The 10,655-nt window shown below is 35.6% G+C and carries 9 protein-coding genes; 7 read left to right on the forward strand and 2 right to left on the reverse strand.

Annotation, left to right across the window (positions count from 1 at the left end):
- Positions 1-3: 3 nt before the first annotated feature.
- Complete coding sequence (locus tag AC3E9U_RS00600; RefSeq protein WP_488744965.1) at positions 4-387, reverse strand: hypothetical protein; 384 nt, start codon at positions 385-387, stop codon at positions 4-6.
- 441 nt (positions 388-828) lie between these two features.
- Here AC3E9U_RS00600 and fabG point away from each other — a divergent pair, with 441 nt between their 5' ends.
- Together fabG and AC3E9U_RS00610 are read left to right on the forward strand one after the other, a co-directional pair.
- A complete protein-coding gene (gene fabG / locus AC3E9U_RS00605) occupies positions 829-1,575 on the forward strand; it encodes a 3-oxoacyl-[acyl-carrier-protein] reductase (RefSeq protein WP_488744966.1) in 747 nt (248 codons plus the stop codon).
- Between the two features lie 65 nt (positions 1,576-1,640).
- A complete protein-coding gene (locus AC3E9U_RS00610) occupies positions 1,641-3,668 on the forward strand; it encodes a hypothetical protein (RefSeq protein WP_488744967.1) in 2,028 nt (675 codons plus the stop codon).
- A 36-nt stretch (positions 3,669-3,704) separates the two neighbouring features.
- Here the strand turns inward: AC3E9U_RS00610 and AC3E9U_RS00615 are convergent, their stop codons facing one another.
- Positions 3,705-5,801: an LTA synthase family protein gene (locus AC3E9U_RS00615; RefSeq protein ID WP_488744968.1), complete on the reverse strand. Its 2,097-nt coding sequence runs from the start codon at positions 5,799-5,801 to the stop codon at positions 3,705-3,707.
- A gap of 144 nt (positions 5,802-5,945) precedes the next feature.
- On the opposite strand from AC3E9U_RS00615, the gene AC3E9U_RS00620 reads away from it, so the two are divergent.
- The 5 genes from AC3E9U_RS00620 (at position 5,946) to hisG (ending at position 10,625) form a co-directional block, all read left to right on the forward strand.
- A complete protein-coding gene (locus AC3E9U_RS00620; protein ID WP_488744969.1) occupies positions 5,946-6,611 on the forward strand; it encodes a response regulator transcription factor in 666 nt (221 codons plus the stop codon).
- Positions 6,612-6,613: 2 nt separating this feature from the next.
- A complete protein-coding gene (locus AC3E9U_RS00625; RefSeq protein WP_488744970.1) occupies positions 6,614-7,498 on the forward strand; it encodes a cation diffusion facilitator family transporter in 885 nt (294 codons plus the stop codon).
- A gap of 3 nt (positions 7,499-7,501) precedes the next feature.
- Positions 7,502-8,887, forward strand: a complete 1,386-nt coding sequence (locus AC3E9U_RS00630; RefSeq protein ID WP_488744971.1) for a sensor histidine kinase — start codon at positions 7,502-7,504, stop codon at positions 8,885-8,887.
- 134 nt (positions 8,888-9,021) lie between these two features.
- Positions 9,022-9,525 (forward strand): DUF2231 domain-containing protein, encoded by a 504-nt coding sequence (locus AC3E9U_RS00635; RefSeq protein ID WP_488744972.1) that lies wholly within the window; start codon positions 9,022-9,024, stop codon positions 9,523-9,525.
- A 242-nt stretch (positions 9,526-9,767) separates the two neighbouring features.
- Complete coding sequence (hisG, locus tag AC3E9U_RS00640; protein ID WP_488744973.1) at positions 9,768-10,625, forward strand: ATP phosphoribosyltransferase; 858 nt, start codon at positions 9,768-9,770, stop codon at positions 10,623-10,625.
- The last annotated feature ends 30 nt before the right edge of the window (positions 10,626-10,655 follow it).

The raw sequence follows: 10,655 nt of genomic DNA on the forward strand, positions 1-10,655 counted from the left end.
ACTTTAAATTTTAATTACAAAATCCTCAAGGACAATATCCGCCTTTTTGGATTCAACTTTAATTTCGGTCTTAATATCAATTACCTGATCCCAAGGACAATAATCACAATCACCATACACCCAGACATCGTAGGTTCCTTCCTGCAGAAAATCAAATTTGAACGAACCATCATGAGAAGTACGAACATCATCATAAAAATCAGTATTTCCGTGGGAACTGATATACACCCTTACATCACCCAGATAACCTTCACTTATAAGGATCTGATCCTGATTATAATTCAGCGCATACACTTTTCCCGATATGGATGCCAGTCCGCCATAACCCTCATCTTTGGAACAGGCAACGAATACTACGGCTAATACTAGAATTAGATATTTTTTCATAGTTTTTTATTTTAAACGATTTAATATTTTTAAAAGAAAAACCGCGATTGATTAACTTTACAGAAGTACAATACAAAACTCCTAAAAAGGAAAAGAAGGAGTAAATCTTACAATTTTTCTCATAGTAAAGATAGCTATATCGCTGAAAATTATCAATTTAACCTTTCAAATTGACAAAAAAACCGTTTAAAAGCATGAAGGAGAATATTTATTAAATACATTCCATTTTTATGATTTCGAAACCTAAAGTTGATAAAAGTTCTAAAGACCTAAAGCAGTTATTCATCAACGACTATTAAATTAACATCAATAAATCATCAATTTTAGCTATGTTTTATAACAAAAAATACTTGTTAATACTTTCGGTGGGCAATGATTTTTTTTTAAGTCAAAATAGAATATCTTTGGAAACTGTAATAAAAAAGATCTAATAAAAATATTATGAAATTACTGGAAGGAAAAACCGCGATCATTACGGGTGCTAGTAGAGGAATAGGAAGAGGAATTGCAGAAGTTTTTGCTAAAAACGGCGCCAATGTTGCTTTCACATACAGTTCTTCTGCAGCTGCTGCTCAGGAATTGGAAAATGAATTAACCGCTTTAGGAGTTAAAGCAAAAGGATATCAATCAAATGCAGCTGATTTCAACGAAGCTCAGAAATTAGTTGACGATGTTATTGCTGAATTCGGAAACGTTGATATTTTAATTAACAATGCCGGAATTACAAAGGATAACCTTTTAATGAGAATTACGGAAGAAGATTTTGATACAGTTATCGATGTGAATTTAAAATCGGTGTTCAATATGACTAAAGCCGTTCAGAAAATCATGTTGAAAAACAGAGCGGGTTCTATCATTAATATGAGCTCGGTGGTAGGAGTGAAAGGAAATGCAGGTCAGACCAACTATGCAGCTTCAAAAGCCGGTGTTATAGGTTTCTCAAAATCAGTAGCATTGGAATTAGGTTCCCGTAACATTCGTTGTAACGTGATCGCGCCGGGATTCATTGAAACTGAAATGACTGCCAAATTAAATGAGGATGTTGTAAAAGGATGGAGAGAAAGTATTCCTTTAAGACGTGGCGGTACTCCTGAAGATGTAGCAAATGCTTGTGTTTTCTTATCATGTGATTTGAGTGCATACGTTACAGGGCAGGTTATGAATGTTGACGGCGGAATGTTAACATAATTAAGTTATAAATTATGAGTTATGAGTTTTTTTAAACGCATGACCAAATAGCCAAATAATAAAAAATGACCACAAGCACGATTTTACTTTTATTATTATCAGTACTGATTGCTGCCGGATTGTCGTTTTACCAATACTTATACAAAGCCGATTACAGATCAAAACTAAATCTGTTTTTGGCTTTTTTGCGTTTTTTTTCATTATTTCTGATTTTCGTATTGCTCATCAATCCGATAATTTCGAGAAAAACATTTGAAACGACAAAAACGCCATTGCCGATTGTTGTTGATAATTCCCAGTCGATTGCACTTTTAAATAAGGATGTAAATATTCCGGATTTAATTGAAGCCCTGACACAGAATAAAATGATCAAATCTAAGTACGATGTACAGTTATTTAGCTTTGACAATGATTTTTACAGTAATACGGCGATTGATTTCAAAGGAAAACAAACCCATATTGACATGGCGGCCCAGAATTTAAAACAGTTCTACCGCAGTCAGAATTACCCGGTGGTTTTATTAACCGACGGAAATCAGACAATTGGAAATGATTACGTTTACAGTTTTCAGCAAAACACGACCGTTTATCCTTTGGTAATAGGAGATACGACAACGTTTTTTGATTTAAAAGTTAATCAGCTGAATGTAAACAAGTACGCATTCCTGAAAAACAAATTCCCGGCAGAGGTTTTTCTGCAGTATAACGGAACTAAAGCGGTCAATGCAACTTTCAGTATACAGCAGGGAAATGCGACGATCCATAAACAAAACATTAGTTTCTCACCTTCGAAAAAAGCACAGGTAATTTCAGTTTTACTGAATGCCGACCGAGTAGGAGTGCAGACTTTCAAAGCCATAATTTCTTCAGCGGAGAAAGAGAAAAACAATTACAACAACACGAAGAATTTCGCTGTGGAAGTAATCGACCAGCGTTCTGAAATTGCAATAATTTCTGCAATTAACCATCCTGATTTGGGCGCTTTAAAACGTGCAATTGAATCTAATCAGCAGCGTAAAGTAACAATAGTTAAACCAAGCGAAATCAAATCATTACAGGATTACAATGTTCTGATCTTATACCAACCAAATTTCGAATTCAAACCGATTTTAGAACAAAACAAAAAGCTGCAACTGAACACCTGGATCATTACCGGAACCAATACCGATTTCAATCTGCTGAACCAATCTCAGGATTACGTTCAATTTAAGGTTACAGGACAGAGTGAGGATTATTCAGCAGATTACAATTCACAGTTTAATTCGTTTGCTACAGAAAATATCGGATTCGAACAATTCCCTCCGTTGCAACATCCGTTCGGAACCATAACGCTTAAAGAAAACACGAATACACTTTTAAAATCAAGAATTAGAAATATTGGTACTGAAAGTCCGTTGTTGACATTTTCTGAAAACGGATTAAAGCGAAACGCGTTTCTTTTTGGAGAAAACATCTGGAAATGGCGCATGGAAAGTCATCTAAAAACAAAATCCTTTGAGCAATTTGACATTCTGACCGACAAAGCAATTCAGTACTTAGCTTCCAATGCAGCTAAAAAATCGTTGGTGGTAACACACGAGAGTTTCTACAACTCGGGAGAAACCATTGAAATTACTGCGCAGTACTTTAATAAGAATTATGAATTTGATGAAGATGCCCGTCTGACCATTTCATTGCAGAACAAACAAACCGGCAAGACTAAGAAATACGATTTCTTAAAAGGGAATGGGGAATATAAAGTCAGTTTAGATGGTTTAGAACACGGAAATTATAGTTTCACCGTTTCTGAAAACCGATCTAAAACAAAATATTCCGGCAGTTTTGAGGTACTTGATTTTGAAATTGAAAAACAATTCGTAAATCCGGATATCAATCGTTTAAAACAATTAGCCAATAACACGAACGGAAAAGTTTATTATCCAAATCAGATTAATGAGTTGATTAAAAACTTACTGAACAACGAAAACTACATCCCGACAGAAAAAGCAATCATCAAGAAAACCCCGCTGATTGATTGGGTTTGGTGCTTAATTCTATTAGCAGCCAGTCTTTCTGCAGAATGGTTCATCCGAAAATACAACGGTTTATTATAATTCAAAAAAAATCCGATTCATGCGAATCGGATTTTTTTATACTTTCTGATATTTTTTATTTTTCAGCATTTCCGAGGCGCTTTGATAATAAGAAATCGTCTCAATTTCCAGCTTCTTATTGATCACTTTTTTAGGTTTTTCATCATAATGAATCTGAAAGATACCAGATCCACTATTCTGAGAAGTACTGATTAAATCAAACTGTTTTACTTTTCTAACCGGAGAAATGATGGTTAAGACATTATCTTTAACTAAACCTAAATCCTGATAGGTTGCAATAAAAGCTCTTTGTTTGTAATCCGCTCTCATAACATCCTGTCCGTAAAATTTACTTTTATAGTCAAAATGCAACAATCCCATAACCGTTGGCATTACATCGATTTGCGACATTAATTTGGAATATTTCTGAGGCACAACGAATCCCGGGGAATAAACCATGGCCGGAATTCTGTATTTTTCCATCGGTAATTCTGTTTTACCCGAACTTGAAGCGCAATGATCTGCAATGATTACAAATACGGTATTTTTAAACCAAGATTGTTTTTCAGCCATGGCAAAAAACTGGCGCAAAGCATAATCCGTATATTTTACTCCGCCTTCACGGGATTTTGAATCGGCAGAAATATCGATCTTATTCTCAGGGTAAGTAAATGGTCTGTGGTTGCTTACTGTCATCCAGTGATTAAAGAAAGGCTTTCCTTCTTTTGCTTCCTCATTCATCACCTGAATTGCTTTTTTAGCCATATCCTCATCACAAACGCCCCAGATGTTCTCAAAGGAAATCTCGCTTGGTTTAAGCGCTTTTTTGTCGACTATATCATAACCGTTACCTCTAAAGAAACTTTCCATATTATCAAAATAGGCATCACCTCCATAAAGGTATTTGACATCGTATCCTTTTTGTTTAAAAACGCTTCCGGTAGAAAATTTGTTCTTGTTGTCCTCGCGCTTCACAACACTTTCTCCAGCGGTAGGAGGAATACAAAGCGTTACAGCTTCCAAACCTCGAACAGTTCTGTTACCGGTTGCATAAAGATTTGTGAATAATAAACTTTTATCTGCCAGCGAATCCAGAAAAGGAGTAATATTTTGTTCATTACCATAAGTTTTCATGAAATCGGCACTAAGACTTTCGACTGTAATAAGTACTACATTTTTATGAAGTTCTGTATTATCGCTCTGAACATTTCTTAATGTAGATGCTGTTGTTACGGAAGGAATTTCCGATTTCAGAATAGCATATGCTTTTTGATCCGGTAATGTTTTATAGAATTTATTGTAGTCCAATTCACTGTTCATGAAAGCCGTATAAAATTTATACACGCCATTAGCCTGAAGTTCGTTAACGAAAATATTATCCGAATTTTCGAACTTCGTCATGAATGGAACCGCAACTAATGAGATGAAAAACAGAACAATATAAACCATTGAAAGTTGCAGTTTTTCTTTAAAAGAAGGAAGGTTATTTAAAAATGCACTTGTGTTTTTTACAATAATATAGGTAGAAACTAACGATGCAATTCCGATTCCGATAAATAAAGGAGCTACAGGATAGGATTCCATGATGTTTCCAATAACAGTATTGGTATAAACAAGATAATCCACTGCAATGAAATTGTATTTAACCCCAAATTCGTTCCAGAAAAAAAACTCGCTTACCGCATTTTGTATGATAATCAGAACAAAAATGAAAATGGTAATGGAATAGAGGGCTAAACGTATGTTCTTGCGGTATTTCGGAAGAAAAAGAAGCAAGCCAAACAAAAAGGTTTTCAAGCCAACCAGAGCAATTCCGATAGTTGGAACTACGCCTCCATATTCATTTAAAATGGTATTGAAAAAGGAAATATAAAATAATAAGCCTACTAATAGCCCAAAAATAATATATCCCCAAGGTTTATGGTATTTTGAATTGGAGAGGAATATTTGGTAGAGCCATAAAAAAGAACTTGCTAATGTATAGACAAAGAAGTCTGACACAAGACCTAAGAACAATATTTTTGCAACAGAAGTAAATCCAAAACCAGATTGGGTAATCGGATGAAAAATCAGTATTATTCTTAAGATCAGATTTACAGTTAAATAAAAAATACCTAACTTTAAAAACGGGGCATTATTTTTTGCAGGTTTCATTACAATTATATTACACTGCAAACTTATAAACCTATCATTTTTAATCGCTTAAGGTTCACTTAAGGTTCGCTTAAGATAGTTTTATAACAATCCGTTTGTTTTCACAAATAGTTAATTTCGCTCTAAAATTTACAACCTTTTATTATGAAGATTTTAATTGTAGAAGACGAAGAGGGTATTTCTAACTTTCTTAAACAGGGTTTGGAAGAAGAAGGCTATACCGTTTTTATTGCTTCCGATGGAATACAGGCATTGGAAATGGTTAAAACACAAATACCGGACATCATTCTTTTAGATTGGATGCTTCCTAAACTAACAGGATTGGAAGTGTGCAAAACCATTCGCAAAAAAGACGAAAAGACCCCGATTTTATTTCTCACAGCCAAGGACACTGTTCAGGAAACCATTGAAGGTTTGCGTTCCGGAGCTAACGATTACATCAAAAAACCTTTCAGTTTTGATGAATTACTGGAACGAATAAAAATCCATTTTCGCAGTGAAGACAAGCAAAATGTTTTAACTTTGGGCAACATTAGCATAAAAACCTTGAGTCATCAGGTTTTTATGGATGATACAGAGGTCGTTCTTACGCAAAGAGAATATGAACTCCTCAAATATTTGACTGAACGCAAAGGAACGGTTTGTACCCGAAATAATATAATTGAAGACGTCTGGAACATTCATTTTGAATACGATACGGGTGTCATCGATGTTTTTATCAATGCGATCCGAAAAAAGCTCAATTTAAATAAGGATGTCGAACTGATCAAAACGATAAGAGGTGTTGGCTATATTGCCAATGAAAGTTAACTATGTCAAGAACCGAAACAGCAATAAAAGCTACTTATTTCAGTATCGTCAGTAATACCTTATTGGCGCTGATAAAAGGGATTTCCGGATTTTTTGGTAATTCGTATGCCATGATTGCCGATGCAATCGAATCGACTGCCGATATTTTCGCTTCTTTACTTGTGCTTTTCGGAATAAAATATTCCAACAAACCTGCCGATGAAAATCATCCTTACGGTCACGGAAGAGCTGAACCCTTAATTACCTTCATTGTTGTTGGCTTTCTTATTACCTCGGCTACTATTATTGCATACGAGAGCGTTCATAATATCAGTACGCCTCACGATTTGCCAAAACCTTTCACGCTTTTCATTTTAGGCGCCATTATTTTATGGAAGGAGTATTCATTCCAAATGGTAATGCGAAAAAGCAAAGAAACAAAAAGCAGCGCGCTGGAAGCAGATGCCTGGCACCATCGAAGCGACGCAATTACCTCTGTAGCAGCATTTATAGGGATCTCGATTGCACTTTATTTCGGAAAAGGATATGAAGCTGCGGATGATTGGGCTGCCTTATTAGCCTCCTGTTTTATCCTGTACAATTGTTATAAGATTTTCAGACCGGCCCTTGGGGAAATCATGGATGAGCATTTATATCATGATCTGGAAGCGGAAATAAAAAAAATTGCAGCCACGGTTCCGAATGTCATTGCTATCGAAAAATGTTTCATCCGTAAAGCAGGAATGAAATACCATGTTGATTTACATGTTATGGTCGACGGCAATAAAACGGTAAAAGAAGGTCACGATATTGCCCATCTTCTAAAGGATACCCTTCGGACAGAACTTACCGAATTAGGTCATGTATTAATTCACATAGAACCTGATTTCGAATCCATACACCGATAGACCATGCTGAATCTTTCATTTAAAAACAGGATCGCATTTAACTACATTTTATCGACGGCTTTGTTGATATTTTTGGTTTTTTTTGTCATTTTTTCAATTGCAAAGTACAGCATTTACAAGCATGTAAATAGTCAGATAGAAGACGAGATTCTGTTGCATTTAAGAGAAGTTACTTTTAGCTCGGAGAAAACCGTATGGATTGACAAAAACGAATGGCAGGAACGGGAACACAACACGGTTTCTGTAAATCCGATTTTTGTCGAAATAACCGACATCAACGGGAAAACCATCGAAAAATCCCCGAATCTTAAATTCGAGAATTTACAATTTGATCCGGATCTGAAAGAAAAACACTTTTACGATACCACTTTGAAAAACCAGCACATAAGGCTTTCTCAGACGCCAATAATCCATAATAATTCAAAAGTTGGCTATCTTCTTGTCGGGCTTTCCCTTGAAGACAGTAAAAAGGTATTGGATAATCTAAATGAGACCTTGTTCATACTTTACCCGCTAATTCTGATCATCCTTTTTGTTCTTGCCCGAATCATTGCCGGGAGAAGTATCAAACCGGTGAGCACAATAATTGAAACCACAGAAAAAATTACAAAAGATGATTTGTCGTTCCGAATTGCATTGCCCTCAAATAAGGACGAATTACACATTCTTTCAAACAATATAAACAATCTTTTAGACCGAATTGAAGATTCTGTAGCGCGCGAAAAACAGTTTACTTCCGATGCTTCCCACGAATTACGAACTCCTTTGGCTGTAATTAAAGGCACTTTGGAGGTTTTAATCAGAAAACCGAGGGAAAAAGAAGAGTACGAGCGTAAAATCAACTATTGCATTTCTGAAGTCGACCGTTTAAATAATCTTGTGGACGAATTACTGTTGCTGGCAAGATTTGAAAATCAGAAACAGAATATCAAAAACGAAGAAGTCCTTTTAAGTTCGGTTTTTTTGGATGTTATTACCCGATTATCGCCGAAATCAAAAAGTAAAAACATTACCATCGTACACGATTTCACCAGTGATTATTATATAAAAACAGACAGTTATTTACTATCAATAATTATCGGAAATTTATTGTCGAATGCGATAAAATACACTTCCGAAAATGGCGGTGTTTCGGTCAGCATTTCAAGGGAACATGGAAAAACAGTTTGTCGAATCACCGATAACGGTATTGGCATCAAAAAAGAAGATCTGAATAAAGTTTTCGAACAGTTTTATCGCTCCGACCCATCGAATCATCCTGAAATTAAAGGAACAGGTCTTGGCTTGTCCATAGTAAAAAAGTTATGCCTCCTTCTAAACATTCATATCGAAATTAAAAGTAAGTTAAAAGAGGGGACTGAAGTTATTTTGACGCTCCCTCAGCATTAAAAATCAGCATGAATTTGGTTTTCAAAAGAGGATTTGATGTAATCGATTAAAAAATATATCTTCGTTGCTCAAAACAGTAATCAGAATCAGACAGAATTTCAACTAATAATAACCCTTAAATCAAAAAAACAAGTATGAACGACGCTCATTTACACATGTTGGTTAACCACTTTCCGATTATCGGCACCATTTTCGGACTTGGAATTTTAATTGCCGGATCTGTTTTTAAAAATAATTCTATCAAAAACACAGCTTATGTTTTATTTATTGTGGCAGCTATTTTCGGTTTTGCCAGTATGAATACAGGTGAAGGAGCAGAGGAATTGGCTGAAAAATTCCCAGCTGTAACCCACGAAGTAATTCACGAACATGAGGAGATAGCAGAAAAATTAGCCTTGGTTCTTTATGCTTTAGGTGCTGTTTCATTATTAGGCTTATTCCTGAACATAAAAAAACATGCAAAAGCTAATTTGATTACATTTTTCGCAATCCTACTTGGAGTTGCAGCTGTGTTTTTAGCTCAGAAAACCGGAACGACAGGTGGCGAAATCCGTCACACTGAAATCCGTGAAAACAGCAATGAAATGGGAGTTTCCGCAACAGAAACAAATGAAAAGGATCATAACGACGATCATTAAAAAAGAAAAAGTTTAAAAATAATTTGTTTTTGTGAAAATAAAGATTTTACATTTGCAACATCAAAACACAAAGAAATGTTTTTAAATCAATTACATCATCATCATTATTTCTCCGCTCAAGCGAAGTGATAATGGTATGTGTATAAATCATATATTTTTAAAACCCGTTTGAGTATATCAAACGGGTTTTTTTATTGCTACTCTTTTGCTGTACTCAAACAATATTTCCAACCGAAACAATCATGAGTACATTAAAAATTGCAATCCAAAAATCGGGACGTCTCAACGAAGACAGTCTCAAAATTCTCAAAGACTGTGGCATATCCGTAGAAAACGGTAACGATCAGCTTAAAGCTACATCTTCAAATTTTCCAATGGAAATTTTATTCCTTCGCAATTCGGATATTCCTCAGTATCTACTTGATGGCGTAGTAGATATCGCAATCGTAGGCGACAATCTGTTGGTAGAAAAAGGAGATTCCATCGAGATCCTGGAGCGTCTGGGATTTTCAAAATGCCGTGTGTCGGTAGCGGTACCTGAAGCATTCGAATATAGCGGCATATCCGACTTAACCGGCTCACGTATAGCAACTTCCTATCCCAACACGGTTTTAAGTTATTTTAATTCCAAAAACATTCCGGTCGAATTACATGAAATTTCGGGTTCTGTTGAAATTGCTCCAAATATCGGTTTATCTGATGCTATTGTGGATATCGTTTCTACGGGTAGTACACTTTTCAAAAATAATCTGAAGGAAGTCGCCGTCATTCTGAAAAGCGAAGCAGTTCTCGCAGTTTCACCAAAATTAACAGCTAAAAAAATGACGATTTTAAACAGTTTTCGTTTCCGAATCCAATCAGTTTTAAAAGCCCGAAAATCAAAATATATCCTCATGAACGTACCGAATGAAAAGATTGCCGAAATCAGTTCGATTCTTCCGGTTTTAAAAAGCGTCACCATTCTCCCCTTAGCCGAGGAAGGTTGGAGCAGCCTGCATTCGGTAATAAATGAAGAGCAATTCTGGGAAGTTATTAATCAACTCAAAGATGCCGGAGCGGAAGATATTTTGATTTGCCCGATAGAGAAAATGGTGCTTTAGAAAAAGAATGCAAGAGACAAGAAAAAAGAG

Source organism: Flavobacterium sp. 21.1 (genome assembly GCF_057801535.1).

Coding starts and splice junctions, on each gene's coding strand:
- AC3E9U_RS00600 (WP_488744965.1), bottom strand. CDS start 387: ATGAAAAAATATCTAATTCTAGTATTAGCCGTAGTATTCGTTGCCTGT.
- fabG (WP_488744966.1), top strand. CDS start 829: ATGAAATTACTGGAAGGAAAAACCGCGATCATTACGGGTGCTAGTAGA.
- AC3E9U_RS00610 (WP_488744967.1), top strand. CDS start 1,641: ATGACCACAAGCACGATTTTACTTTTATTATTATCAGTACTGATTGCT.
- AC3E9U_RS00615 (WP_488744968.1), bottom strand. CDS start 5,801: ATGAAACCTGCAAAAAATAATGCCCCGTTTTTAAAGTTAGGTATTTTT.
- AC3E9U_RS00620 (WP_488744969.1), top strand. CDS start 5,946: ATGAAGATTTTAATTGTAGAAGACGAAGAGGGTATTTCTAACTTTCTT.
- AC3E9U_RS00625 (WP_488744970.1), top strand. CDS start 6,614: ATGTCAAGAACCGAAACAGCAATAAAAGCTACTTATTTCAGTATCGTC.
- AC3E9U_RS00630 (WP_488744971.1), top strand. CDS start 7,502: ATGCTGAATCTTTCATTTAAAAACAGGATCGCATTTAACTACATTTTA.
- AC3E9U_RS00635 (WP_488744972.1), top strand. CDS start 9,022: ATGAACGACGCTCATTTACACATGTTGGTTAACCACTTTCCGATTATC.
- hisG (WP_488744973.1), top strand. CDS start 9,768: ATGAGTACATTAAAAATTGCAATCCAAAAATCGGGACGTCTCAACGAA.